This is a genomic window from Protofrankia sp. Cas3 (assembly GCF_963555955.1).
Taxonomy (GTDB): Bacteria; Actinomycetota; Actinomycetes; order Frankiales; family Frankiaceae; genus Protofrankia.
In genome coordinates this window covers 1,056-27,138 of the sequence record NZ_CAUVXP010000079.1, presented here as the reverse complement: position 1 = coordinate 27,138, position 26,083 = coordinate 1,056, and the positions used below count along the sequence as shown (strand labels likewise).

Below are 26,083 nucleotides of genomic sequence, written 5' to 3'. Positions count from 1 at the left end.
GGTTGTGCCAGGACTCGCCCATCGACAGGAAGGCGAGCGGCCAGACGTTGCCGGAGTGGTCCCGTGACTTGTACGGGTGCTTGCCGACCACGTGACAGATGCTGTTCGTCGACCACGTCACATGGTGCAGCAGGGCCACCCGGACCAGGCTCGCCCAGAAGAATGCCTGCAGCGCGGCTTCGAAGGAGCCGCCCCAGAGCCCTCCGATGAGCGCGGGCGCGGCGAGGCTCACCGCCGCGCAGACCGCGAACATATGGCTGACCCGGACCATGTCGGCGTCAGCGAGCAGGTCCGGAGCGTACCGGCGCTGGTCGGTCTGCTCGACGTCGAACAGCCACCCGACGTGGGCATGCCACAGACCCTTGGCCACCGCGCGGGTGCCGGTGCCGTACCGCCACGGCGAGTGCGGGTCGCCGTCCTTGTCGCTGAAGGCGTGGTGGCGCCGGTGGTCGGCAACCCAGCGGATCACCGGACCCTCGATCGCCATGTTGCCGGCGACGGCGAGTGCGACGCGTACGGGCCTGGCGGCCTTGAATCCGCGGTGGGTGAAGTACCGGTGGAAACCGACGGTCACGCCGTGGCCAGTGATCATATACATGACCGCGGCCAGGACCACATCTCGCCAGCTGATCCACCGATCCCACAGCAGGGGGATCGCCGCGGCCAGCGCGGTGAGCGGAAGGGCGATGATCGTCGCCAGGATGACCTGCTCGCTTCGAGCTTTGACCGATGACTGCGGCACGACCGTGTGGCGAAGCGGAGCGGTCACGCCGGCCGCGACACCCGTCGCGTTCACCGTGTCTGTTGCAGTCATGACATAGTCCCGTTCGTCGGTCCCGTTCGTCGGTCACGGTCGGTGGTCGCGGTTGGTGGTCGCGTCCACGGCCACGACGACTTCCGTTAAGTCACGGTAGCTCGTTGCGGCAACGCATGGTGCCCGCTGCGGGGAACATCCACGAAAACAATCCGTGCGGCCGGTCCAGCCGGCATGATCGGGTAATTTTTGATGAGAGGCCTTGGGGATGGTAGACTGCCTTCGATTTTCCCTCGATCCGCCGTGGTGTAATCGGCAGCACAGAAGATTTTGGTTCTTCTAGTCCACGTTCGAGTCGTGGCGGCGGAGCGCGAGGTTTCGACCGGCCGAGGCATCGGTGCGGCCCGGACGGTTTATCCGCGTTGCGTCACGTGCCGTCGTGGAAATTGTGCACGTCACCGCGGAGGCGCACCCAGGAGGCGCGCCCGGGAGTCGTTAGCGGCGACCCGTTGAGAGGCGACTTGTTGTCGGTGCGTCGTAACCGGCGGGTCGGTAACCGGCGGGTTCGTAACCCGGTAGACTCGGCATACACTGACGTTGATGTCCGCGATCACGGGAGCTCGTGTGACCCAACCACGTCCGGCGGCGGTTGTCGTCCTCGCGGCAGGCGAGGGTAAACGGATGCGTTCAACCATCCCCAAAGTGCTGCACCGTATCGCGGGTCGATCCCTCCTTGACCATGTTCTTGCCGCTGTGGCGCCGCTCGGTGCACAGCGACAGCTCGTGGTGGTCGGGCATGCCCGGGAGCGGGTGATCGCGGCGATCGCCGGACGCGCTCCGGAGGTGTCGCCGGTCGTGCAGGACACCCAGGGCGGCACGGGACACGCGGTTCGGGTCGCATTGCAGGCGACTGTGGGCATCGGGCCGGACGAGCTGGTGGTCGTGGTCCCCGGGGACGCCCCGCTGTTGACCGGCGCGACCATGTCGGCGCTGGTGGCGGCCCATATCCGGGCAGCCGCGGCGGCGACCGTGCTGACCGCCGAGGTTTCCGATCCGTCCGGGTACGGTCGGGTGATTCGTGGGTCCTCAGGTGAAGTCCGGGCGATTGTCGAGCAGTCGGACGCCGACCGCGTCACCGCGGCCATTCGTGAGATCAATACCGGGGTATACGTCTTTACGGCCGGTCCGTTGATCGAGGCGTTGACATCTTTGACGACCGACAATGCCCAGGGTGAAGAATACCTGACCGACGTCGTCGGCGCGCTTTTCGCGCATCGCCACGCCGTAGCCGCGTATCCGCTCGACGATCCGGGCGAGGCGTTGGGTGTGAACGACCGGATCCAGCTCGCCGCGGCCGGGATCGTCATACGGGACAGGATCGTGACCGCGGTGATGCGGGCGGGCACCACCGTACTGGATCCCTCCACCACCTGGATCGACGTCGACGTCACCGTCGAGGCGGACACGACACTGCTGCCGAACACGTTCCTGCACGGGCGCACCCGGGTGGCCGTCGCAGCCGTGATCGGTCCCGACTGCACCCTCACCGACACGGTGGTCGGGGCCGGTGCCACGGTCAGCCGCACCACCGCGGCCGATTCGGTGATCGGACCGGACTGCGTGGTCGGTCCTTACACGCATCTGCGCCCGGGAACACACATCGGATGCGGGGTCAAGCTCGGTGCCTTTGTGGAGACCAAGGCGGCCCAGATCGCCGACGGCGCGAAAGTACCCCACCTGGCCTACGTCGGCGATGCGGTGATCGGTGAGCGTAGCAACATCGGTTGTGGGACGATCTTTGCGAACTATGACGGCATCGCCAAGCATCGCACCGTGATCGGTGCGGATGTCAAGATCGGCAGTGACACCGTGCTGGTTGCGCCAGTCCAGGTGGGGGACGGCGCGTACACAGGTGCTGGTTCGATCATCACTGAGGATGTGGTGTCGGGAGCGCTCGCGGTCCGGGAGGGCCGGCAGCGGACGATCGAGGGATGGGTGCAACGGCGTCGTCCCGGCACGGCGGCGGCTCGGGCCGCCTCCTCTGCATCCTCCCGCGCGTCAACGGGCTCCCGCGCGTCAACGGGCGATGGGGTTGGCGCCGATGGTCCGGTACCCACTGCCGACGGTCCGACTGCCGCCGCCGTCACCATCGCTGGCAGCGCCGGCGGCGGGCGCCGATCGTAGACACCTGTCGTAGCGATGAGGACCGAGCGCTCGTAATCGAATGGACCAGGTTGGAGATTCCTGATGGCCTACCAGACTGAGAACCGGCGCAACCTGATGCTTTTCGGCGGTCGCGCGCATCCTGAACTGGTAGCCGAGGTGGCCACCGCACTTGACGTTGCGCCGGTGCCCACGAGCGCCTACGAGTTCTCCAATGGAGAGATCTTCGTTCGGTTCGAGGAGTCGGTTCGCGGGTGTGACGCATTCGTGCTGCAGTGTCACGCCGCGCCGGTGAACACGTGGTTGATGGAACAGCTCATCATGGTGGATGCGCTCAAGCGTGCGAACGCCAAACGCATCACCGTGGTGGCGCCGTTCTATCCCTACGCTCGGCAGGACAAGAAGCACCGCGGCCGGGAGCCGATCTCGGCCCGGCTGATCGCGGATCTGTTCAAGACCGCCGGTGCGCACCGGCTGATGTCGGTGGATCTCCACACCGCCCAGATCCAGGGGTTCTTCGACGGACCGGTTGACCACCTGTTCGCGTTGCCGCTGCTCACCGACTACATCGAGAGCAAGCTCGATACATCCGTCGTCACGGTGGTGGCCCCCGACGCCGGCCGGGTCCGCGTCGCCGAGCGTTGGACCGATCGGCTCGGCTGTCCGCTGGCGATCATCCACAAGCGACGTGACCCGGATGTGCCGAACCAGGTCAAGATGTTCGACGTGGTCGGAGAGGTCAGGGGTCGGACCTGCGTCATCGTCGATGACATGATCGATACCGCCGGCACCGTCACCAAGGCGGCGGAGGCCCTGGCGGAGCACGGCGCGACCGAGGTGATCGCCGCGGCGACCCACGGCGTGCTTTCCGGCCCCGCCGTCGACCGGCTGAAGAACTCCGACATCAGCGAGGTTGTGCTGACCAACACGTTGCCGCTACGCAGCGAGGCCAGGATCGACAAGATCACAGAACTGTCGATCGCGCCGCTGTTGGCCGCTGCGATCAGGGCGGTCTTCGAGGACGGGTCGGTGACCGAGCTCTTCGGCGGCGACGCATGACCGCCGGGGCGGGAGGGACGGCCCGGCGATGAGCGGGTTGTCCGTCCTGTCCGGCGGCTTTATCGGTGCTCTTTTCGCGGCGGCGACGGCCGCATGGGTCGCGGTGACGCGGACGTTCGGCAGGTGGCCGCGACCAACCAGAGTCGTGATCTTCTTTCTGGCGATCATGCTCACGATCGCGGCGGCGGCTGATGTGGTCAATGCGTACTTCAGCTATCTCCCCCGGCTCGGAGATGTGGTGGGAGCGGCCACCGAGGGTGGCTCTGATGTCCGCCTGAGGACCGCGGATCTGCGTCCGTCAGCGACATCAGCTGCCCTGCGTTCGCATCCGCACGGGGCGGTTCTGGCGCTTCCCGTCCCTGACAGGGACAGCGGCTTCGGGGCGACGACCGCACTGGTCTATCTGCCACCCCAGTACTTCGACCGGCCGCAATCGCATTTTCCGGTGCTTTACCTCATCCATGGATCACCCGGTATCCCGGCTGACTGGCTGCGCGGCGGGCAGGCAGCCGATGCCGGTGACCGGGTCGCGTCCGCCGGCCATCCGGTGATCATAGTGATGCCGCGCATGAGCCACGGATGGCTTGACGACCCCGAGTGCGTGGACGGAGTCGGCGAGCACGTCGAGACCCATCTGTTGCGCGACGTCATACCGACGGTCGAATCGACCCTGCGGGTCGAGCCCGGCTGGACCAACCGTGGCATCGCCGGAATGTCGGCGGGTGGTTACTGCGCGCTCAACATCGGCCTGCGGAACAGGTCCGTGTTCGGGTCGATCATAGACATGTCCGGGCTGACCCGCCCGACCCATGCAGGCGGTCTGCGGTCGTTGTTCGGTGCGGGTCCCCAGGCGCAGGCTGCTGAGATCGCGAACAGCCCGGATCTCTATGTCGGTGGCCTCGGTCCGGGCCCCCGGCCGCAGATCTGGCTCGATGTGGGACGTCACGACCACACGGTCGCGATCGCCATCTATCACATGCATGATCTCCTCGACGCCAATGGCTACCCGGTGCAGTTGCACGTGCGGTCGGGAGTACACACGTTCACCGTCTGGCGGCCGGCGTTTCGAGACGCGCTCTCCTGGTTCGCCGACGACGTCGCCCGGGTGTCCGCAGCGTAGGTATACCGGCACGGGTATCGCAGGAATATCGGCAACCGGGGCCCGCCGGACCGGATCTGTGGTGGGCTGGGCGCCGTGTTCGTCGTCCGTACGGTAGGCCTTTTCGTGCTGGCGGCAGTCGCCGAGATCGGCGGGGCGTGGCTGGTGTGGCAGGGGATCCGCGAGCACAGAGGGGCGGTGTTCGTCGGTGGCGGGTTGATCTCACTGTGTGTCTACGGATTTGTCGCGACCCTCCAGCCTGATCCGAACTTCGGGCGGGTGCTGGCGGCCTATGGCGGTGTGTTCGTCGCCGGATCACTTGCCTGGGGTGTTGTCGCGGACGGGTATCGTCCGGATCGTTACGACATCCTTGGCGCGTCGGTATGCCTGTTCGGTGTGGGATTTATCATGTTTGGACACCGTAAGTGATTGTCGTCATCGGTGATTGACACTGTCAGTGATCGCAGGGCCGGTACCGACGCCGACGGGCCCGGCCCCCCGCAGGAAGCGGGCCGGGTTGCCGACCCAGACCTCCGAGCCGGGCACATCGGCCAGTACGACCGCGCCCATGCCCACCGTGGACCACGGACCGACCGAGAGGTTCTCCCGGACGAGCGCGCCCGCACCGATGTACGCACCCGTCCCCACGCGTACGCCGCCGGCCAGTGAGACCGACGCGCAGATCGTCGCGAAGTCGTCCAGGACGTCGTCATGGGTGAACACCGAATTCGGCATCACCGCGACGTGATTACCGATGGTGACAGACGTGGTCAGGACGACACCACCCAGCAGGATTGATCCATGACCAACCGTGCATGACGGTGGCACGTGGACCGCGGGGTGGACAACGGTGGCGAAGCGCTCCGCGCCGATCCCGTCCGCGGCGAGCCGGGTGGCGAGCCTGGCCCGCACCGAACCGGAACCCGGGCACAGCACCACCGCCGCGTCCGACATACCGGTGATGACATCCGTGCCGCCGATGACAGCTACGCCGTCGAGCACGCTGCCCCACCGGGTCGGGTTGTCGTCCGTGAAGCCGATCAGTCGATGGCTGCCCGCGGCCTGAACGGCCTGTGCGGTCTCGCGGGCAAGCCCGCCGGCTCCGACCAGCAGCAGGGGTTGGCGCGCGCGCTCTGTCACATGAACTGTTATAGCTCGTCGCGATGAGCGGCCGGCTCGCCGGAGGGCGGGTCCGCCCCGCCGCGTTCCGTCCGGTACTGTGAAGGACCGCGTTGTGCCGACAGGCGTTTCCGCTCGTTTCGCGCCGCGCCGCTGTTTCCCCAGGCTGTAGGAGGATGAGTACCGCCATGTCCGAGGTCCGCATTGCCGCGGAGCCGCGTACCGAGTTCGGCAAGGGCGGGGCTCGTCGTACCCGCAAGGCCGGCAAGGTCCCGGCCGTTCTGTACGGTCACGGTCAACCGCCCCGCCATATCTCGCTGCAGGCTCACGAACTTCTGCACGCGTTCAAAACCGATGCCGGCACCAACGTGCTGCTCCGGCTGGAACTGTCCGACGGCACCCAGCTCGCCCTGCCCAAGGATGTCCAGCGACATCCGATCAAGGGTAGTTTCGAACACGTCGATCTTGTCATCATCCGCACCGGTGAGCGGGTCACGGTGGAGATCCCGGTCGTGCTGGTCGGGGACGCCCACAGCGACACCCTCGTCGACCAGCAGCTGACCACGGTCTCGGTGCAGGCCGACGCGACCAACATCCCCGGGTCGATCGAGGTTGACATCGCCGGCCTCGAACCCGGCGCGAACATCAACGCCGGTCAGCTCGCCCTGCCGGCCGGCTCCATCCTGGACACCGACGCCGGGCAGGTTGTCGTCCAGGCGCTCGCGAAACTGACCGTGGCCCAGATGGACGCCGAGCTCGCCGGGACCGAGCAGGCAACCGGTGGCACCGCGACAACCGCTGCGGCGGGCGAGAAGACCGACGCTTAGGCGCCCGGCAACAGGGGCACGGCATCATGACCGGGTTGCAAGCCGACGGCGCGGTCACCGGGCCGTGGCTGGTTGTGGGGCTGGGCAATCCAGGCCCGGCATATGCCGGTAACCGGCACAATATCGGATTCATGGTCCTCGACCTGCTTGCCGAGCGGGTCGAGGGCCGTTTCCGAACCCACCGGGGACGAGCCGACGTCGTGGAGACGCGGCTCGCTGGCGCACGGGCGGTGCTCGCCAAGCCACATTCGTTCATGAACACCTCGGGTGGCCCGGTGGTGGCTCTGCGCGCGTTCTTCAAGGCCGAGGTGGGACGAATTCTCGTCGTCCACGATGAACTGGACATTCCCTTCGGGGCTGTCCGGCTCAAGCTCGGCGGTGGCGACAACGGACACAACGGGCTACGATCGATCACTACATCGGTGGGCTCACGTGACTACCTCAGAGTCCGGGTCGGCATCGGGCGCCCGCCCGGCCGGATGGACCCGGCTGACTTCGTCCTGCGGGACTTTTCGGCGGTCGAACGCAAGGAGCTTGCCCTCGTCGTGGACACTGCGGCGGACGCAGTCGAACAGATCGTCACCGAAGGGCTGGCCGCGGCCCAGAACCGCATTCATCCACTGGCCCGGTAGCGGGCCAAAGGGCGCGCGACGATCGTCAGATCGCGCGCCCGCAGGCCGCAGTCCCTGGAGCACCAGCCCGCTGGTGGCTGGTGGCGCTGGCCGGCCGTGGTCAGCGGGAGATGCCGGTCTGCACGAAGGCCGGTGACCACGCCTGCGCCACCAGGACCGCAGGGGTGCCGGAGCCGTCCGCGGGCACTCGCCATACATCGTTGATCACGCTGTCCTGATCCGACGTCCTGGGCAGGCCGTAGGTAACGGTGTTCTGGTCCAACCAGGCGGCCTGGTCGTCGACACTGCGGGTCTCGGCGAGCGGCGTCTCGCGCATGGTCGCGAGGTCCAGCACGGTAAGCCGCCACTGCACGAGCGTGCCCTGGGCACGTTTCTTGAAGGCGATCCTGGTTCCATCCGGTGACAGGGACGGGCACTCGACGTTGGTCGTCAGGGTACGCAGTGTCCGCCCCCTGACGCTGCCGACCACGAGATAGGTCTGGCCACCGGTGGCCAGCGTCGCGTAGAGGCGGTCGTCGTCGCGGTCGAAGGTCACTCCCCAGAAGTTCGCGTCGGTGGGGTGGAGCTCTTTGCCGTCCCTGGTGACGGAGAACGACTCGAGGTTACCGATCTCTCGTCCGGCGGAGACGTCGTAGAGCGTGGTGGCGGTTGAGAAGCCGCCCGTGGCGTAGGAGTGGCCTGACACGAACGTGGTTACCGCAGCCAACCGGCCGTCGGGCGACAGCCGGGCCCGGCTCGGGATGCCCACGATGTTGAAGCCGTGCTGCACCTGCATCTTCGCGTCGAACGTGAACGCCTTGTAATTGGTGTAGATGCCCGGGCTCGCGGCCAGACACAACCCCACCGTGGCGACCATGTCGACCCGGTCGCACTGCAGGCTTGTGACGACATGCGGACCGCCCAGGTCGTCGAGTTTCGCCACGGACACCTCGCCGTAGGTGGGTCCCCGTTCGCTACTGCGGAAGACGACCACCGGGGTGGCCAGGACCGAGCTCAGGTCGGCCGGGCGCAGGCTGGCGTCCTGGGCCGCCACCGGGGATGAACGGCGGGAGACGGTGATGCCGTAGGCGAGCGTCGCCGCCACGGTGCACAGCACGACCGCCGCGAACACCGCGTGGCGGCGCCGTCGGTTGCGCCGTGGCGTCGTCGGTTCGGCTGGTGATCTGGTGGTGGCAGTCACGTCGTCCTCCGCAGGGCTGACCATGCAATGGCAAGCGTGACGGCGAGGAGCACGGCCGCCGCCGTCAACGCGGTTTCCACGCCCGCGATCGTCCACAGCGCGCCGAAGAGGGACGAGGCCACGAGCTGACCGAGCGACACGCCGGTCTGGACCAGCGCGAGGCCGGTGGTACGGGCGCCGGCGGGTAGCGCGGCACTGGTGAGTGCGGACAGGACGCCGTCGGTCGCGGCGTAGTACAGGCCGAGGAAACCCAGGCAGCACAGTAACGCGGTCATTCCCCGTACCGGCGAGAGGAGCGTGGCGTAGACGCCCAGCAGGGCCCCGAAACCGCCGAGAAACACCCGGGCCCGTCCGATCCGGTCCGCCAGCCGACCGAGCGGAACCGAGGCGAGCAGGTACGTGCCGGATGTTCCGGCCGCGAGCAGGGGGAACATCGCCGGCGTGATCTCCAGCGTCTGCTGGAGGCGAAGGTAGATGAACGCGTCGCCGATGGTTGCCAGCGCCGGCGCGCAGCCGGCCACCAGGATCCGGCGCAGCCTGCGGTCGGTCACAGCCGTCGCGATGGCACGGGATGTCATCTTCGGTGGCACTGCTGGTAGCACTGCTGGTAGCACTGCTGGTAGCACTGCTGGTAGCACTGCTGGTGACATCGTTGGTGACGGTCGGGGTGAGGGCGCCGAAGCCGGGCGCCGGTCGACGAATGACAGCAGGACGGCCACGCCGATCACACCCACGCACGCGCTGACCGCAAAGACGAGGTGGTAGCCCCCGGGAACGGTTGACAGCACGGCGAATGCCGCCACCGGGCCGAGCATCGCGCCGAAGGTGTCCATGGCCCGGTGCACTCCGAAGGCAAGTCCAAGGTCACCATCGGTGGCGGCCAGTGACAACAGCGCGTCCCGCGGTGCGGTGCGGATGCCCTTACCCACCCGGTCGGCCACGATCGAACCGGAGACGACCGTGGCCGAGCCGCCGGGCACGAGCAGAGCGAGCCGGGACAGCACCGACAGCGCGTAGCCCGCCGCGGCGATGTCACGGTGTCGTTCGAGGCGGTCCGAAGCCACGCCCCCCGCCAGCCGGACCACCGCGGTAACACCCTGGTAGAGGCCATTGACGACACCGACCTGTAACGGACTGAAGCCGAGAGAAAGCACGAGGTACAGCGGCAGGACCGCGGTGACCATCTCGGTGGACAGGTCGGTGAGCAGGCTGGTCATGCCGAGCATGAACACGACCGGGCCGACGGCCAGGCCCACCCGTCCGCGGCGCGACCGGGCCTGATCGGGCGTGGTGCCCGGTGTGCGGGGCGGTGGACCGTCACGCAGCGTTGAGTACAAAGGCTCTTCCCCCTCCGGCCAAGCCGAAGAACCAACTGTCAGTGTTCGCCACAATATTATGGTGGAAGTCTTGACAAGTTTATGATCCGGTGTTGGTCGGATGTCAGGCTGTGCGCCGGCAATGGGTTGATTTTCTGATTACCGCCACAACATGTCGCCTCGGCCTGGATATGCAGGGCTATATAGGATAATTTTTCGTGGTCGGGCTCCGGTAGGGGGGTGGCTCGGCGTCCAGGAGGGGGCTGCCCCATCCGGAGGTTGGCACGGTGTGGCGGTGATACCGCGGCAGGCGGGCCACGTCCGGGGGGCTGAGGGTCGAGCATGCCATGCCGATACATCACCGAATGTCGGGCTTCGTCATCCTGGAGGGTAGTGCGCGATCCGCTGACGTTCTTCCGGGGGCGTCTGGGCAGGTAGGAGTCCGGCAGGTGAGCATTTCAAGCCGTGAGGACCCGTTGTCCTCGTTACTGACCGTGCGAAGAGGCGGGGGGTACCGTCAGCTCGTCTCGCCACTGAGCTCACGACTGATCGTTCTGTCGGTAGCGGTCGCGATGCTGATGGCCCTCTCCGTACCGCTGGCATCCCGCGCTCATGCGGCCGACCCGTGCGGTCCTCCGGTCGTCAACCCGATCGCCTGTGAGAACACCAAGACCGGTTCACCGCAGTCGGAGTGGGACACCACCGGCACCGGTGACGACACCATTCAGGGATTCAGCACCGACATCAGCGTGAACGCCGGCAGCACGGTGCATTTCAAGATCAAAACGAGTGCCAGTGCCTACCGGATCGACATCTATCGCCTTGGTTGGTACGGGGGTGACGGAGCCAGGAAGATGGCCACCGTCAACCACAGCGGCGTACAGAGCCAGCCCGCCTGCCTCTTCTACACCGCCACCAACCTCACCGACTGCGGCAACTGGGCGGAGTCGACATCCTGGGCGGTGCCCGGCAGCGCGGTCTCCGGCGTCTACGCGGCCAAGCTGACCCGTACCGACACCAACGCGAACAGTCACATCGTTTTCGTGGTGCGAAATGACACGAGCCACTCGGACGTGCTGTACCAGACGTCTGACACCACCTGGCAGGCGTACAACTCCTTCGGTGGAGCGAGTCTCTACCCGGGGCCGATCGGACGCGCCTACAAGGTCAGCTACAACCGCCCGTTCACGACCCGTGGCGACGTGCCGGACGGACGCGACTTCGTCTTCGCCAACGAGTATCCGATGATTCGCTTTCTTGAGCGCAACGGCTATGACGTCTCCTACGCCAGCGGTGTCGACACCGATCGGTACGGCAGTCTGCTGACCAACCACAAGACGTTTCTCTCGGTCGGTCATGACGAGTACTGGTCAGGCCAGCAGCGGGCGAATGTCGAGGCGGCCCGGGACGCCGGTGTGAACCTGGCGTTCTTCAGCGGCAACGAGGTCTACTGGAAGACGCGCTGGGAGCCGAGCACGGAGGGGTCCAGCACCCCGTACCGGACGATGGTCACCTACAAGGAGACCTATCTCGACGTGGTGGACCCCCAGGACCCGCCGATATGGACCGGCACCTGGCGTGACCCGCGCAAGAGCCCGCCGGCCGACGGCGGCCGTCCGGAGAACGCGTTGACCGGCACCGGCTACATGGCCAACAACAGCGACCTGACCATCATGGTCCCGGCCGCCGACGGCAAGATGCGTTTCTGGCGCAACACATCCATCGCCAGCCTGGCGCCCGGTGCGTCCGCGGCTCTGTCCCAGCACTCGATCGGGTACGAGTCCGATGAGGATCTCGACAACGGTTCCCGCCCGGCCGGTCTGGTGCAGCTGTCGACGACCACCGGCGCGGTCAGCCAGTACCTGCAGGACTACGGGACCACAGTCGCGCCGGGTACGACCACGCACCACCTGACGCTCTATCGCGCCGCGAGCGGCGCGCTCGTGTTCGGCGCGGGCACGATCCAGTTCCCCTGGGGCCTGGACGGCGTCCACGACGGCACGACGACGGCCGTCAACGCCAGCATGCAGCAGGCGACCGTGAACCTGCTGGCGGACATGGGCGCGCAGCCGGCGACGCTGATGGCGGGCATGATCGCGGCCACCGCGTCCACGGACCACACACCGCCGTCGATCAGCATCACGTCGCCGACCGCCGGCGCGACCGTCACCAACGGCAGTCAGCTGACCGTGACCGGCACCGCGGCTGACAGCGCAGGCGCCGTCGGCGGGGTCGAGGTCTCCATCGACGGTGGTACCAGCTGGCACCCGGCGACCGGCCGCGGGAGCTGGACCTACACCGGGACCGTCCACGGCCTCGGTGCGGTCACGGTCAAGGCCCGTGCAGCCGATGACAGCGCCAACATCTCCGCGCCAGTGACCGTTTCGGTCAATGTCACCTGCCCATGTGTGGTCTTCGGTTCCGCCGCGACGCCGAAGACCCCGGCGGTCACCGACACCAGCGCCCTGGAACTCGGCGTTCGTTTCACCGCTGACGTCGACGGCTGGGTCACCGGAGTTCGGTTCTACAAGGGCAGCGGTAACACCGGTACGCACACCGGCACGCTGTGGTCGGCCGCCGGCACCCAGCTGGCAACCGCCACCTTCACCGGCGAGAGCGCGTCCGGCTGGCAGCAGGTCAGCTTCGCACAGCCGGTACAGGTCACCAAGAACACCGCGTATGTCGCCTCCTACTGGGCGCCCGCCGGGCACTACGCGGCGGACGCGGGCTTCTTCGAGGTGAACGCGGCCGACGCGGTGCCGCTGCACGCGACCAAGGACTCCGCAACGGCCCCCAACGGTGTGTACCGCGCGGGTGGCACCGGGTTCCCGACCAGCACCTACGGTTCCACCAACTACTGGGTGGACCCGGTGTTCACCGATGTCGCTCCACCTGATGTCAGCCCACCGTTGGTGACGAGCCAGACGCCGCTGCCCGCGTCGTCCAGCGTGGCGCCGACAGTGACCCCGACAGCGGTGTTCAACGAGCCCGTCCAGCCGGCGACGATCACCTTCACCGTTGCCGCGGGCGGGCAGAACGTGGCGGGAAGCGTCGGATACGACGCGTCGACCAGGACGGCGACGTTCACTCCTGCCGCGGCGCTGGCCAACGGTACGACCTACACCGTGACGGTCAGCGGGGTGCGTGACATCACCGGCAACGTGCTTGCCGCTCCGGTGACGTGGACCTTCACCACCGTTGTGCAGCCGTCGGTTGACGGTCTGTGCCCGTGCGGGATCTGGTCCGACGCGGCCACTCCGGCGAACATCACCGAAGCCGACACCGGTGCGGTCGAGCTCGGAGTCAAGTTCCGCTCCGACGAGGACGGAAAGATCACCGGTATCCGCTTCTACAAGGGGCCGGCGAACATCGGCACCCACACCGGCACGCTGTGGTCGTCCACGGGTACCCAGTTGGCCACCGGCACGTTCACCGGGGAGAGCAGCACCGGTTGGGAGACACTGACCTTCGCCACGCCCGTGAGTATCGTCAAGAACACCACCTATATCGCCTCGTACCACACCACCACCGGTCGGTACTCCACGACGGCCAACCAGTTCGCCTCGGGTGGGGTCGACAATCCTCCGCTGCATGCCCTCGCCAACGGTGCGGACGGGGCGAACGGTGTCTACATCTATGGCACGCACGCCTTCCCGTCGCAGCCGTCAACCACGAACTACTGGGTCGACGTGGTCCTGGCGCTACCACCGGACGTGACACCGCCGACGATTGCCAGCGCGAGTCCGGGTACGGGCGCGAACAGCGTCCCGGCCACCTCCTCGGTGAAGGCGACCTTCAGCGAGCGCGTCACGTCGTCGAGCATCGTGATGACACTGACCGACGCTCAGAACAACAGCGTCGTCGCATCGACGGTGACCTACGACGTGTCGAGCAAGACGGTGACGCTCGCCCCGACCGCCACGCTGGCGTCCGGTCACAGCTACACCGTCTCCATGTCGGGGGCGAGCGACCCGACCGGCAATACGATGGCGCCGGTATCGTGGTCCTTCACAACCTCGGGCCTGTGTCCGTGCTCGATTTTTGAAACGACGTCCATCCCTGCCACCGTGGATTCCGGCGACACCCAGGGAGCCGAGCTCGGCGTACACTTCACTGCCGATGTCAATGGCTGGGTGACCGGGTTGCGCTTCTACAAGAGCGCGGCCAACACCGGCACCCATGTCGGTACCCTGTGGACGAATAACGGCACGGCGCTCGCGACCGCAACGTTCACGAACGAGAGCGCGTCCGGATGGCAACAGGTGAGTCTTTCCGCGGCGGTCGCGGTTACCGCCGGCACCACCTATGTTGCGTCCTACCATGCTCCGAACGGTCATTATTCGGCGACTGGCGGCATACTGAACACCGCTGTCAACAATGCACCGCTGCATGCGCCGGACAGTGCAACCGCAGGTGGCAACGGCCTGTATCTGTACGGCGCCGGTGGATTCCCCGACCACAGCTTCAACGGTGCCCATTACTGGATGGACGTGGTGTTCAGCACGACCGCACCACCGGACGTTACACCACCGGCGGTAGCGGTGCGGTCACCTCTGGGTGGCGCGTCGTCCGTGCCGGTGGACGTGACGCCGCAGGTGACCTTCACCGAAGCGGTCACCCCTTCGACGGTCACGATGACCGTGTCCAGCGGGGCCGGGTCGGTCTCCGGATCGGCTGCCTATGACGCCGCGACTCTGACGGAAACCTTCACCCCCGCCGCCGCGCTGGCGCCGGGCACTCAGTACACTGTCACCGTCAGTGGGGCCAAGGATGCTGCTGGCAACACGATGTCGTCCACCAACTGGACGTTCATCACAGCCAGCGCATCCAGTCCGACCGGACCGTTCTCGCTTTGGAGTGACTCGACAGTGCCGGGATCCGTCGACGCGGGCGACGCCAACGCGGCGGAGCTGGGTGTGCAGTTCATACCCTCGGTGAACGGTCAGATACTCGGGGTCCGCTTCTACAAGTCGGTGGCGAACACCGGTACGCACACGGGAACGCTGTGGAGCAGCTCCGGTACGGCACTCGCCACCGCCACGTTTACCGGTGAGTCAACTACCGGATGGCAGGAGGTTCACTTCTCAACACCGGTGACTGTCACAGCGGGTAACACGTATGTGGTCTCTTACCACACCAACGTCGGTCACTACGCTGCCACCGGCGGGTACTTCCTGTCGTCCGGGCTGACGAGCGGGCCGCTTACCGCACCGTCCAGCGGTTCGTCCGGTGGAAACGGTGTGTATACCTACTCGGCTGCCTCGGCGTTTCCCACGGGTACGTATAATGCCGCCAACTACTGGGTCGACGTGGTGTTTGATCCGACCTCGTAACCCCGCGGTCGCGGGGTGATTCGCTGCGGAGTTTGCCGGGTGCGCTCGCGTGCCCGGCAAACCCGTACTGTCATTTTGGGGGGGAAAGCGTTGTCCTTGATCGGCGCCGCCGTCGTCGGTGCGGGGTACTGGGGTCCCAACCTCGTCCGAAACATCCAGGGGAGCTCGGAGTTTCGGCTCAGATGGCTGTGCGACATCGACACCGACCGCGCCCGTGCGGTTGTCGGTTCGTACGGCGATGTCCGGGCTACCGGCCGTCTCGATGACATTCTTGATGATCCAGAAGTGCAGGCGGTGGCCATCGCCACGCCGGCAGCCACGCACGTGGACGTTGCACTGCGGGCCCTGGACGCGGGCAAGCACGTGCTCGTCGAAAAGCCGCTCGCCTCATCGGTGGCGGAGGGCCGCAAGCTGGTCGACACGGCAGAGTCCCGTGGCCTCGTTCTCATGTGCGACCACACCTACTGCTACACGCCGGCGGTCATGAAGATCCGCGAACTCGTCCGGTCCGGCACTCTCGGCGAGATCCAGTATGTCGACTCGGTGCGCGTCAACCTCGGTCTTGTTCAGCGCGACGTCGACGTGATCTGGGATCTTGCCCCGCACGATTTGTCGATCTTTGATTTCATCCTGCCGGACGGGGTGACGCCCGAGGCTGTGACGGCTACCGGCGCCGACCCGATCGGCGCGGGCAGGGCCTGTGTCGGCTACCTGTCGATGGCGCTGTCCAACGGTGCGATCGCCCACACCCATGTGAACTGGCTTTCGCCGATCAAGGTTCGGACGGTGATCGTCGGCGGTTCGCGGCGGACCCTTGTCTGGAATGACCTCAACCCCGCGCAGCGCCTGTCGATCTATGACCGTGGGGTCGATCTCGCGGAAGCCGACGTGCTGGAAAGTGAGAGCAGGCGGAACATGATGATCTCCTATCGCAGTGGCGACATGATCGCCCCTGCGCTGGCCGAGCGGGAAGCGCTGAGTACCGTGATGACCCAGTGGGCGACGGCTATCGACACTGGGAACCCGCCCGCGACCGATGGTCGCGCCGGCCTGCGGGTCCTGGGAATGCTCGAAGCGGCGTCGCGCAGTCTGCGCTCGGGCGGCGCCCGCGTCCCGCTGCTGGAGGTCGCCCGATGACCGGGGCCGCGGACAGCGTCGCAGTTCCCGCAGCCGCCGCAGTTGACCTTGCCGGCACCCGGTGCCTGGTCACCGGTGGCGCCGGCACGATCGGTTCGACCGTTTGTGATCAGCTTGTCGAGGCGGGCGCGGCCGAGATCGTGGTGCTCGACAACCTGACGCGCGGCCGCGAGGCCAACCTTGCGACCGCCATGAGTTCCGGGCGGGTGCGCCTGGTCAACGGTGACATCTGCGACCGTGCGCTGTTGGCGGAGCTGATGCCCGGTACCGACGTCCTGTTCCACCTCGCCGCCATCCGGATCACCCAGTGCGCCGAGGAACCGCGGCTGGCGCTCGAGGTACTCGTCGACGGGACCTTCGACGTCCTGGAAGCCGCGGTCGCCGCCGGTGTACGCAAGGTGGTGGCCTCGTCGTCGGCATCGGTGTACGGCCAGGCGTCGACGTTCCCCATCTCTGAAGATCATCATCCTTATCACAACGACACGATCTACGGCGCGGCGAAGGTCTTCAACGAAGGTCTGCTGCGCAGCTTCCATGCCATGTACGGCCTTGACTACGTCGCGTTGCGGTATTTCAACGTGTACGGGCCGCGCATGGACGTCCACGGCGTCTATACCGAAGTCCTGGTGCGGTGGATGGAGCGGATCGCCGGCGGCCAGGCGCCGCTCATCCTCGGCGACGGCACGCAGACCATGGACTTCGTGTTCACCACGGATATCGCCCGGGCCAACCTGGCGGCGGCGCAGACGGACGTCACCGATGAGGTCTTCAACGTCGCATCCGGCGTCGAGACCTCGTTGCGCGAGCTTGCCGAGGCCCTGGCCGCGGTGATGGACGCCGGTCATCTCGGCCTGGAGTACGGACCTGCGCGTCGGGTGAATCCGGTGGCCCGCCGTCTCGCGGACACCTCCGCAGCCGCGTCCCGGCTGGGTTTCAAGGCCGAGGTCGGCCTCGCCGACGGTTTGGGGCAGCTGGTGCAATGGTGGCGCGAGGCGCGGCCGGAGCTCACCTCATGAGCTCCCCGCCGCCCCCGCTCCCACGTGCGCGCGAGCTTGTGGTGTGCAGCTCCGGTACGTCCTGGGACGGGATCTGGTTCCCGATGCGGCATGTTGCGCTGCATCTGTCCCGCCAGATCCCGGTGTTGTGGGTCGACCCGCCGATCTCTTACCTCACACCGCTGAAGGACCGCAACACCGCCGCTGCCCTGCGTCGTCCCCGGCTGCGCGTGGTCCAGCCGGGGATCATCAGGCTGACGCCGGTCACTCCGCCCGGGGTGAGTCGTCCGATCATGCGGGAAGCGGCACGACTGGCCGCCCGGGACGCCGTCCGGCGGGCCCTGCGCCGGATCGGTGCGACGGTTCGCGCGGTCATCGTGGACTCCCTCGCCGACATGCTCGATGTCGCTCCCGGCGCGCGCCGGGTCTTCTACGGCACCGATGACTTCGTCGCCGGTGCCGAGCTGATGGGCGTGTCCAGACCATGGCTGGAGCAGGCCGAGCAGCGTCAGCTTGCCAAGGCACATGTGGTTGTGGGGGTCTCCCCGGTGCTGGTGGACCGGTGGCGGGCCATGGGCACCGAGCCGGTGCTGGTGCCCAACGGTGTCGACGCCGGTCACTTCGCGGACTGCGACAACGCGCCGCTGCCGCAGGACGTGCACCTTGCGTCCCCGATCGCGGGCTTTGTCGGGCACCTCTCCGACCGTATTGATCTGACCCACCTGGAGGCCGTGGCCGATCGGGGCATCTCCATCCTGCTCGTCGGGCCCCGGCAGGCGACATTCGAGATCAAGCGTCTGGATGCGCTGCTGTCGCGGCCCAACGTGGAGTGGGTGGGTCCGAAGGCGTTCGCGGACCTGCCATCCTACCTGCGCATGATCGATGTGGGGCTGACGCCGTACACCGACTCAGCCTTCAACCAGGCCAGTTTCCCGCTCAAGACCCTTGAGTACCTGGCCGCGGGCCGGGGCGCGGTGAGTACCGATCTGCCCGCCAGCCGGTGGCTGGACACCGATCTGCTCAGTATCGGCGCGAGCCCGTCGCGGTTTGCCGAGGCGACCGCCGCGGCGTTGGACGTGGTCCGCACCGATGGCCTGGCGGCTGCCAGGCGAGCGTTTGCCCGCCAGCATGACTGGGCGGCCCGCACGGCGGAGCTCGCGCAGCTGTGCGGCCTGCCGCCGGGGCCTGCCGGTGATCTCGCGGGTGTCGCGGCGATCGCCTCGTTGAAGGGAGTCGACCGATGAGTGCGATTCCGGTGATGACGCCCTGGCTGGGCGAGCAGGAGGCGCAGGCGGCGGCGGACGCGGTCCGGTCCGGATGGGTGGCGCAGGGGCCGCGGGTCGCCGAGTTCGAGGGTGCGTTTGCCGACCGTCTCGGTGGCGGCGAGGCGGTCGCGGTGTCGTCCTGCACGACCGCGCTGCATCTCGCGCTGGTGCTGTTGGACATCGGCCCGGGTGACGAGGTGGTGGTGCCGTCCCTGTCGTTCATCGCCACCGCGAACGTCGTCCGCTATGTCGGCGCCACTGTTGTGTTCGCCGACGTCGAGGCGTCCACCGGCAACATCACGCCAGCCACGGTGGCTCCCGTCCTCACCGGCCGCACCCGGGCGGTGATTGCCGTGCACCAGGGCGGGGTACCCGCCGATGTGGACGGGGTTTCCCAGCTGTGCGGGCCGCGCGGTGTCGCGGTGATCGAGGATGCGGCCTGCGCCATCGGGTCGACGATGAACGGTCGGTCGGTCGGCGCGGGCGCACCGCTTGCGGCCTGGTCGTTTCATCCGCGCAAGCTGCTCACCACCGGTGAGGGGGGCATGCTCACCACCACCGACCCCGCCTGGGCCGCACGTGCCCGGCGGCTGCGCGAGCACGGGATGAACGTGAGCGCGGCCGAGCGGCACCGCAGCCGAGCGCCGGTGTTGGAAAGCTATGTCGAGACCGGTTTCAACTACCGGATGACCGACATCCAGGCCGCGGTCGGGCTGGTCCAGCTGGCAAAGCTCGACGCGATGGTCGACCGTCGCCGCTTCCTTGCCGAGCGTTACCAGCGGTTGCTTGCTGCGATCCCAGGGTTGGTGACCGTAGCTGACCCGCCGAACGGGACAACGAACTACCAGAGCTTCTGGGTCGTGCCGCCGAGGTCAGCGGTCAGTCGCAACGAGCTGCTCGCTGCGCTGGCCGAGCGTGGGATTTCGGCGCGACGCGGCATCATGGCCTCCCATCTCGAACCCGCCTATGGGGGCCATCGCCGTGACGATCTTCCCGTCACCGAATGGCTGACCGAGCAGTCACTCATTCTGCCGCTGTTCCACACGATGACCGAGCAACAGCATGATCGTGTGGTCGAGGCTCTGCTGGACATCACCGCTGGTGGCGGTGCGGGCGGTGCTGGTGCGGGCGCTGCTGGTGCGGGCGGTGCTGGTGCGGATCTGGCGGATGCCGCGCTCGGACAAGGCGTGCGCAGACCGTGAGAATCCTGGTCTATCCCCACATGATGGAGATCGGGGGAAGTCAGCTCAACGCGGTGGAGCTCGCCGGGGCGGTGCGGGACCTCGGCCATCAGGTGACCGTCTTCGGGGTGCCGGGTCCGCTTGTCGACACGGTTCGTGATCTTAGGCTTGACTATGTCGCGTCGCCGAAGCCGGGGCGTCGGCCGTCGCCCCGGGTGATGAGCGCGCTGTGCCAGGTGGTGCGCGAGCGCCGGATCGACCTGGTACACGGCTACGAGTGGCCGCCCGCGTTGGAGGCGTTCTTCGGGCCGCGGACGAGGATGGGCGTGCCGGCGTTCGCCACGGTGATGTCCATGGCGGTCGCCCCGTTCCTGCCTGCGACCATGCCCCTGGTGGTGGGCACCGAGCTGATCGGCGAGTCCGCCCGGGCCGCCCGGCGCGGTCCGGTCGACCTCATCGAGCCACCGGTCGACGTGCGTCTCAACGCCCCGGAGGCGGTTAGCGATGCCGCGCTCACCCAGCTGCGAGCGCGTTTTGATCTGGATCCGGCTAACCTCCATGTGGTCGTCGTGTCACGGTTGGCAACCGAGCTGAAGCTGGAAGGACTCCTGGCCGCGGTCGACGCGGTGGCACGGCTGGCGGTGGACATGCCGGTTCGGCTGGTGGTGGTCGGTGACGGCCCCGCGCGGGACCAGCTTGCCGCGCACGTCGAGCGGGTCGGCGCCGTCCGGGGCCGACAGGTGGTCGTGCTCACCGGTGAACTCACCGATCCACGCCCCGCCTACGCCCTCGCCGACATCTCGATCGGCATGGGCGGGTCGGCCCTGCGGGCGTCAGCTTTTGGCAAGCCGCTGGTGGTCCAGGGCGAGGGCGGCTTCTTCGAGCTGCTGACTCCCGACAGCGTGGCGACATTTCTCTGGCAGGGCTGGTACGGCATCGGCGAGGGCGACCGGATCAGCGGTGCGCGCAGACTGGTCAAGATCCTTGCGCCGTTGCTCGCCGACGCGGACCGTCGTCGTCAGCTGGGTGATTATGGTCGCGAGCTGGTGACGCAACGTTTCTCGCTGGAACGCGCGGCTCGCGTCCAGGAGGCGCTGTACACCCGGACGCTGGCAACCGGCGCCAGCCGGCCGGACGTGCGCACGCTCGGGGTCAGCGCGGCCGGCCTGTTCGCCCACGAGGTGCGACGGCACTATGACCAGCTGCGCGGGCAGGCGGCGTTGGACGACTTCAACGCCCGTCGCGTGCAGCCCGGTAACCCCAAGGCCCGGGGCGGCCCGGGGACGGCCGCGGCGCCGGTGTCCGCGTCCGCGTCCGGTCAACCATTGTCAGATCCGGCAGCTCCAGGCTCCGCGGGGCTGCCGTCTCACCCCATCGAAGGGACGTTGCGGTGACCACGATTCCGCTGGTGGATCTGGCGGCTGCGCAGGCCGAGATCGCCGAGGAGGTGCGGGCCGGGTTCGACGAGGTGCTCGCGACCACCGCGTTTGTCGGTGGAAAACACGTTTCGGCATTCGAGCGCGAGTACGCCGACTTCTGTGCAGTCGGGTACTGCGTGGGTGTGGGCAACGGTACCGACGCGATCGAGCTGGCGCTGCGGGCGGCCGGTGTCGGTGCGGGCACCGCGGTGAGTGCTGCGACCGGTACCACTGGCGGCGTTGACGAGGTCGTCATCCCGGTGAACACCTTCGTGGCTACCGCCGAGGCCGTGGTCCGTGCGGGTGCGCGGCCGGTGTTCGTCGACGTAGACGACGATCATCTGCTTATGGATCCGGACGCGGTGGGCGGGGCGTTGACCGACCGTACCCGTGCGGTGATCCCGGTCCATCTGTACGGGCAGGCCGCGCCGGTGGAGCAGATCGCGGCCGTGTGTCGTCCCGACACCATCGTCGTCGAGGACGCCGCGCAGGCGCAGGGCGCCGTCCGTGGTGGACGGGCTGCCGGCGGGTTGGGACTGCTGGCGGCCACCAGCTTCTACCCGGGCAAGAACCTGGGCGCGGCCGGCGACGCCGGTGCCGTCCTGACCGATGATGCCGAGCTCGCGCGCAAGGTACGGCTGCTGGGCGCGCACGGCAGCGAACGCAAGTACGTGCACGAGTCGCTGGGTTTCAACTCGCGGCTCGATACCCTGCAGGCCGTTGTCCTGCGGGCCAAGCTGGCCCGGCTGGCCCGGTGGAACCAGGCGCGGGCCGCCGCGGCGCTGCGCTACGACGAGCTGTTGGGTGGGGACTCCCGGGTCCGGCTACCGGCGACACTGCCGGGTAACGTCCATGTGTGGCACCTCTACGTGGTCCGTGTTCCCGACCGGGACGCGGTGCTGGCACGGCTGCATGAACAGGGTGTGGGAGCCGGGATCCACTACCCGGTGCCGCTGAACCTGCAGCCGGCCTTTGCGGGTCTCGGCTACGGTGCCGGTGACTTTCCCGTCGCCGAAAAGGCGGCCGGGGAGATCCTTTCCCTGCCCTTGTACCCGCACATCACCCCCGAACAGCAGGAGCGGGTGGCCGAGGAGTTGCGGAGAGCACTGTCATGACAGGGGCCGTTTTCGTCCATCCTCACGGCCTGTGCGAGAGCGACGACGTGGGTCCGGGAACCCGGGTCTGGGCGTTCGCGCACGTGCTGGCCGGTGCCGTGATCGGCGCGGACTGCAACATCTGTGACCATGTGTTCGTCGAGTCCGGCGCCCGGATCGGCGACCGGGTGACGGTGAAGAACGCGGTGCTCGTGTGGGACCTGGTCACCGTGGAGGACGATGTCTTCCTGGGTCCGAACATGGTCTTCACCAACGACTTCCGGCCGCGTGCCGAGGTCAAGAAGACCCGGGACGCGCTCACCCCTACGCTGATCCGCCGTGGTGCGACGATCGGTGCCAATGCCACGATCGTCGCCGGGGTGATCGTGGGCGAGTACGCGTTCGTGGCTGCCGGAGCCGTCGTCGTCCGGGATGTACCCGCGTACGCACTGGTCGCGGGCAATCCCGGACGGGCCCTGGGCTGGGTCTGTGCCTGTGGGGAACGGCTTGATTCGCAGCTGCGCTGCGTGGCCTGCTCGAAGGCTTACAAGCCGGCTGCCGATACCGACGGGCTGTGCGAGACGGCGCCGGCTGCTGTTTCGACGCCGGCAGGTGTTTCGACGCCTGCCGGTGGCTCGATGCCCTCCGCTGTTTCCGTGCCGTAGGACTGCTGCGGCTGTTCCGGTGTTGATCGGGCCAGCCGCAGCAGCGGGAACAGCAGTACGACGCATACGGCCAGCCCGGCGAGGGGGAGCAGGACCAGTCGGGCGGCGTCCCCGTGTACCACCGTGCCAAGGCCCACCATGACCAGGACAAGGGCAGTGGTCGCGACGGCCGGCCGGCCGCAGTACCGCAGGGCGGCGGTGGGGCGGACGTCCGCCCGCGCAATGGCGAATATGAACGCCGGGCCTACGACCACCACGGCCACCGCGGCCTGGGCGAAGGCGACACCACCGATACCGGCCGTGTGTGCACCGACGAGCAGGGCCGGGGTGAGGACCACCAGCCAGACCCCCTGGACGGCGAAGATCGCGCGAGACCGGCCGGCACCCACCAGCAGGTCGTAGGCCAGTTCGGCGGCGACCCGGGCGGCCCCGAGGACCGCGAGCCAGCGCAGGGCGTCGGCGGCGGCATCCCACTTTGGTCCGTAGACGGTGCGGATCACCGGCCCGGCGAGCACGGCGAGGATCGCGCAGACCGGCAGCGTGGCCGCCATCAGCAGCGCGATCGAACGGGCGAACGCGTCGCTGAGCGCACGGCGATCGGCCGACAGCCGGGCGAACGCCGGCATGGCCACTCTGCGCACGGCCAGGGAGAACATGTTGACCGGCCAGCTGGAAAGGTTGAACGCCAGCATGTAGAAACCGAGCGCCACCGGTCCCAGGACGGCGCCGACGACGACATAGTCGACGTTGAGCACTCCGAAGACCAGCAGACTTGAGCCGGCCAGCGGGAGACCGAAGTCCAGCAACGCGCGGACCTGACTCCGGTCGAAGCCGAACCGGATCTGTGCTCCGGCGAAGATGAAGATCAGGGTTGAGGTGGTGATGTTACCGGCCAGATAGCCGATGGCCAGGCTCCACGCGCCATGCCCCATGACGGCCAGTCCGATCGTGGCGGTCGTGTTGACGACGAGTCCAGCAAGGTCGGCGATCATCCGCCGGTCCTGCTGGAAACCGCGGGTGAGCAACGCCGCGGGAACGGAAGCCAACCCATCGACAATCATGCTGGCCGCCAGCACCCGGACCAGGTCGGTCGCGGCGGCTGAGCCGAGCAGGCTTGCGATGGCCGGTGCCAGCACCAGGGTGAGCAGAAAAAGTCCGGTGCTGAACCCGGTCGACAACGTCTGTACGGTCGGGGCGATCAGGCGCGGGTTCCCCGGCCAACGCACGATCGCGAGGGAGACACCTAGTTCGTTAATGGACAACAGCGCATTCAGGACGACCAGCGCGACCGCGAAGTCGCCGTAGTCCGACGGGCTGAGGAGCCGGGCGAGGACGACCCCGGTGACGACGGTGCCCAGGCGGCTGAGTGCATTGTTCAGGACGCTGAAGCCGAGGCCGCGTCGGACGGCCCCGCCGAGCCCCGCTCCGGTGCCCTCGCCTTCGTTGTCGGCGCCCTGGTTGTCGGCGCCCTGGTTGCCGGCGCCCTGGTTGCCGGCGGAGGGACCCTGAGCCGGTTCGGCCAGGGTCGGCGGGGATGGCACCCCGGGTGTTGACGCGTGTGCCGGCATGTGCGGCATGGTTCCCCCATCTGCGACTGGCCGGTCGGTGTCGCGGCCATGCGGTGGCGCTCATCGAAGCACGGTTCTGCTATGATCTATGCCGATCATCTTTAATATCGTCGTTAATATCATCGTTGGCATCAGCTGGAAACAACACGATGACAACGCCATGCTGCCTCATTGCTCTGTCCGGGACGGCCGTGCAGTGCGCACTTCCGGAGTGAATCGCTTGAGGCGATGGATGCATCACCGTCGGCGACGGTACTGCTTCCGGGTATATGCAGCGTGTTCATTGCGCATCGGTCGCGTCGCCAGCAGGCGATCATTGGAATCGGTGTCCCGACCAAAGGATATGTCTATATGACGACCTCCATTCGTCCTTCGCTCGGGGTTGCCGGTCGATCCGCGCACGGGTCCGGTCGGGCGTGGTGGCCAAGGGGCCGACACGCGTTCGATTACGGCTTTTCCGCGATGGGCACGGTCCGGGTTCCCGGGGCACGCGGCGGCGGTGGGTACCACCGGTATTCGCCTCGGGTCGTAGCGGTCCTTCTCCTGGGCGCGGTGGGGCTCGCGGCCGCTGGCTGCGCCGGTTCCGTCGGGGACAGGCCGAGGCCTTCGGTGAGCCCGACCCCACGGGCGCAGTCGCAACTGATTTCCCTTTGGGACAACGACGCGAAGCCCGTGCCCGAGGCTGATCCGGACCCCGCCGCGGTCGAGGTCGGGCTCCGGTTCCGTGTCGACATTCCGGGCGAAATCCTTGGAATACGGTTCTACAAGGGTCCCGACAATATCGGCGACCATACGGTCAGTCTGTGGTCAGGTGCCGGTGAGCGACTGGCGACCGCCACCGCCACCGGCGAAAGCAACACCGGCTGGCAGGTGGTGATGTTGGCCAGGCCCGTGTCGGTACAGGTGGCCACCACGTACACGGCCTCGTATTTCGCGCCGACGGGCCATTACTCGGCGACCCCCGAGTTCTTCGATCAGGTCGTGCCGGTCAGCGGGCCGTTGCGCGTCGCCGGGGCGACCAGCGGGGTGTACCACTACGGCGGCGGCTTTCCTGAGACGACCTACCGCGACTCCAACTACTGGACCGATGTCCTGTTCCGACCGGCGTCGCAGTCCTCAGGTGAGCCCGCGGCTACTCCTGTGACTCCGGTCTCATAACGCATGGTTATCGTAGTCGGCGCGCGTCCGTCGAGCGTGCATTGATCATTAGGATGATCGGTTGGATGTACGGCGGCAATCCGGGTCGACGGGCACCGGCGCGCCGCCCACTGCCCGCCT

The 26,083-nt window shown here is 67.5% G+C and carries 19 protein-coding genes and 1 pseudogene; 15 read left to right on the top strand and 5 right to left on the bottom strand.

Annotation, left to right across the window (positions count from 1 at the left end):
• Positions 1 to 814, bottom strand: an 814-nt coding sequence (locus tag U9983_RS15695; protein WP_322754742.1) for an acyl-CoA desaturase, incomplete at its 3' end; no start/stop codon positions are given.
• 564 nt (positions 815 to 1,378) lie between these two features.
• On the opposite strand from U9983_RS15695, the gene glmU reads away from it, so the two are divergent.
• From glmU to U9983_RS15675, 4 genes are all read left to right on the top strand, one after another.
• Positions 1,379 to 2,938 carry a bifunctional UDP-N-acetylglucosamine diphosphorylase/glucosamine-1-phosphate N-acetyltransferase GlmU gene (glmU, locus tag U9983_RS15690; RefSeq protein ID WP_322754741.1) on the top strand — a complete coding sequence of 520 codons (1,560 nt, stop codon included), beginning with the start codon at positions 1,379 to 1,381 and terminating at the stop codon, positions 2,936 to 2,938.
• A gap of 63 nt (positions 2,939 to 3,001) precedes the next feature.
• Entirely contained in the window at positions 3,002 to 3,976 is a 975-nt protein-coding gene (locus U9983_RS15685; RefSeq protein ID WP_322754740.1) for a ribose-phosphate diphosphokinase, read from the top strand.
• Between the two features lie 28 nt (positions 3,977 to 4,004).
• Positions 4,005 to 5,096 carry an alpha/beta hydrolase gene (locus U9983_RS15680; RefSeq protein ID WP_322754739.1) on the top strand — a complete coding sequence of 364 codons (1,092 nt, stop codon included), beginning with the start codon at positions 4,005 to 4,007 and terminating at the stop codon, positions 5,094 to 5,096.
• 75 nt (positions 5,097 to 5,171) lie between these two features.
• The gene (locus tag U9983_RS15675; protein WP_322754738.1) at positions 5,172 to 5,504 is read left to right on the top strand and encodes a YnfA family protein; all 333 of its coding nucleotides are present in this window, start codon (positions 5,172 to 5,174) and stop codon (positions 5,502 to 5,504) included.
• Between the two features lie 6 nt (positions 5,505 to 5,510).
• On the opposite strand, the gene U9983_RS15670 is transcribed toward U9983_RS15675, so the two are convergent.
• The gene (locus U9983_RS15670; RefSeq protein ID WP_322754737.1) at positions 5,511 to 6,215 is read right to left on the bottom strand and encodes an acetyltransferase; all 705 of its coding nucleotides are present in this window, start codon (positions 6,213 to 6,215) and stop codon (positions 5,511 to 5,513) included.
• A gap of 167 nt (positions 6,216 to 6,382) precedes the next feature.
• Between U9983_RS15670 and U9983_RS15665 the strand changes: the two genes are divergently transcribed.
• A complete protein-coding gene (locus U9983_RS15665) occupies positions 6,383 to 7,021 on the top strand; it encodes a 50S ribosomal protein L25/general stress protein Ctc (RefSeq protein ID WP_322747843.1) in 639 nt (212 codons plus the stop codon).
• 26 nt (positions 7,022 to 7,047) lie between these two features.
• The gene (pth, locus tag U9983_RS15660; RefSeq protein ID WP_322754736.1) at positions 7,048 to 7,653 is read left to right on the top strand and encodes an aminoacyl-tRNA hydrolase; all 606 of its coding nucleotides are present in this window, start codon (positions 7,048 to 7,050) and stop codon (positions 7,651 to 7,653) included.
• Positions 7,654 to 7,753: 100 nt separating this feature from the next.
• Here the strand turns inward: pth and U9983_RS15655 are convergent, their stop codons facing one another.
• Together U9983_RS15655 and U9983_RS15650 are read right to left on the bottom strand one after the other, a co-directional pair.
• A complete protein-coding gene (locus U9983_RS15655; RefSeq protein WP_322754735.1) occupies positions 7,754 to 8,833 on the bottom strand; it encodes a TolB-like translocation protein in 1,080 nt (359 codons plus the stop codon).
• Complete coding sequence (locus U9983_RS15650) at positions 8,830 to 10,170, bottom strand: MFS transporter (protein WP_322754734.1); 1,341 nt, start codon at positions 10,168 to 10,170, stop codon at positions 8,830 to 8,832. Before U9983_RS15650 ends, U9983_RS15655 begins: the two co-directional genes overlap by 4 nt.
• A gap of 428 nt (positions 10,171 to 10,598) precedes the next feature.
• On the opposite strand from U9983_RS15650, the gene U9983_RS15645 reads away from it, so the two are divergent.
• The 8 genes from U9983_RS15645 to U9983_RS15610 all read left to right on the top strand — a co-directional run bounded on the left by U9983_RS15645 (position 10,599) and on the right by U9983_RS15610 (position 23,237).
• Positions 10,599 to 15,482 carry a DUF4082 domain-containing protein gene (locus U9983_RS15645; protein WP_322754733.1) on the top strand — a complete coding sequence of 1,628 codons (4,884 nt, stop codon included), beginning with the start codon at positions 10,599 to 10,601 and terminating at the stop codon, positions 15,480 to 15,482.
• Between the two features lie 90 nt (positions 15,483 to 15,572).
• Positions 15,573 to 16,619: a Gfo/Idh/MocA family oxidoreductase gene (locus U9983_RS15640; protein ID WP_322754732.1), complete on the top strand. Its 1,047-nt coding sequence runs from the start codon at positions 15,573 to 15,575 to the stop codon at positions 16,617 to 16,619.
• A complete protein-coding gene (locus tag U9983_RS15635) occupies positions 16,616 to 17,635 on the top strand; it encodes an SDR family NAD(P)-dependent oxidoreductase (RefSeq protein ID WP_322754731.1) in 1,020 nt (339 codons plus the stop codon). Before U9983_RS15640 ends, U9983_RS15635 begins: the two co-directional genes overlap by 4 nt.
• Positions 17,632 to 18,858 carry a glycosyltransferase gene (locus U9983_RS15630; RefSeq protein ID WP_322754730.1) on the top strand — a complete coding sequence of 409 codons (1,227 nt, stop codon included), beginning with the start codon at positions 17,632 to 17,634 and terminating at the stop codon, positions 18,856 to 18,858. The genes U9983_RS15635 and U9983_RS15630 overlap by 4 nt, the downstream gene beginning before the upstream one ends.
• Positions 18,855 to 20,081: a DegT/DnrJ/EryC1/StrS family aminotransferase gene (locus tag U9983_RS15625; protein ID WP_322754729.1), complete on the top strand. Its 1,227-nt coding sequence runs from the start codon at positions 18,855 to 18,857 to the stop codon at positions 20,079 to 20,081. Before U9983_RS15630 ends, U9983_RS15625 begins: the two co-directional genes overlap by 4 nt.
• Positions 20,078 to 21,454 (top strand): glycosyltransferase, encoded by a 1,377-nt coding sequence (locus U9983_RS15620; RefSeq protein ID WP_322754728.1) that lies wholly within the window; start codon positions 20,078 to 20,080, stop codon positions 21,452 to 21,454. Before U9983_RS15625 ends, U9983_RS15620 begins: the two co-directional genes overlap by 4 nt.
• Positions 21,451 to 22,593 carry a DegT/DnrJ/EryC1/StrS family aminotransferase gene (locus U9983_RS15615; protein WP_322754727.1) on the top strand — a complete coding sequence of 381 codons (1,143 nt, stop codon included), beginning with the start codon at positions 21,451 to 21,453 and terminating at the stop codon, positions 22,591 to 22,593. Before U9983_RS15620 ends, U9983_RS15615 begins: the two co-directional genes overlap by 4 nt.
• On the top strand, positions 22,590 to 23,237 hold the full coding sequence (locus U9983_RS15610; RefSeq protein ID WP_322754726.1) for an acyltransferase: 648 nt from the start codon (positions 22,590 to 22,592) through the stop codon (positions 23,235 to 23,237). Before U9983_RS15615 ends, U9983_RS15610 begins: the two co-directional genes overlap by 4 nt.
• Positions 23,238 to 23,707: 470 nt before the next feature.
• On the opposite strand, the pseudogene U9983_RS15605 reads toward U9983_RS15610, so the two are convergent.
• Positions 23,708 to 24,805: pseudogene (locus U9983_RS15605) on the bottom strand (oligosaccharide flippase family protein); the annotation flags it as partial.
• A 609-nt stretch (positions 24,806 to 25,414) separates the two neighbouring features.
• Here U9983_RS15605 and U9983_RS15600 point away from each other — a divergent pair.
• Positions 25,415 to 25,963, top strand: coding sequence for a DUF4082 domain-containing protein (locus tag U9983_RS15600; protein ID WP_322754725.1), 549 nt, complete (start codon positions 25,415 to 25,417; stop codon positions 25,961 to 25,963).
• Positions 25,964 to 26,083 lie beyond the last annotated feature (120 nt).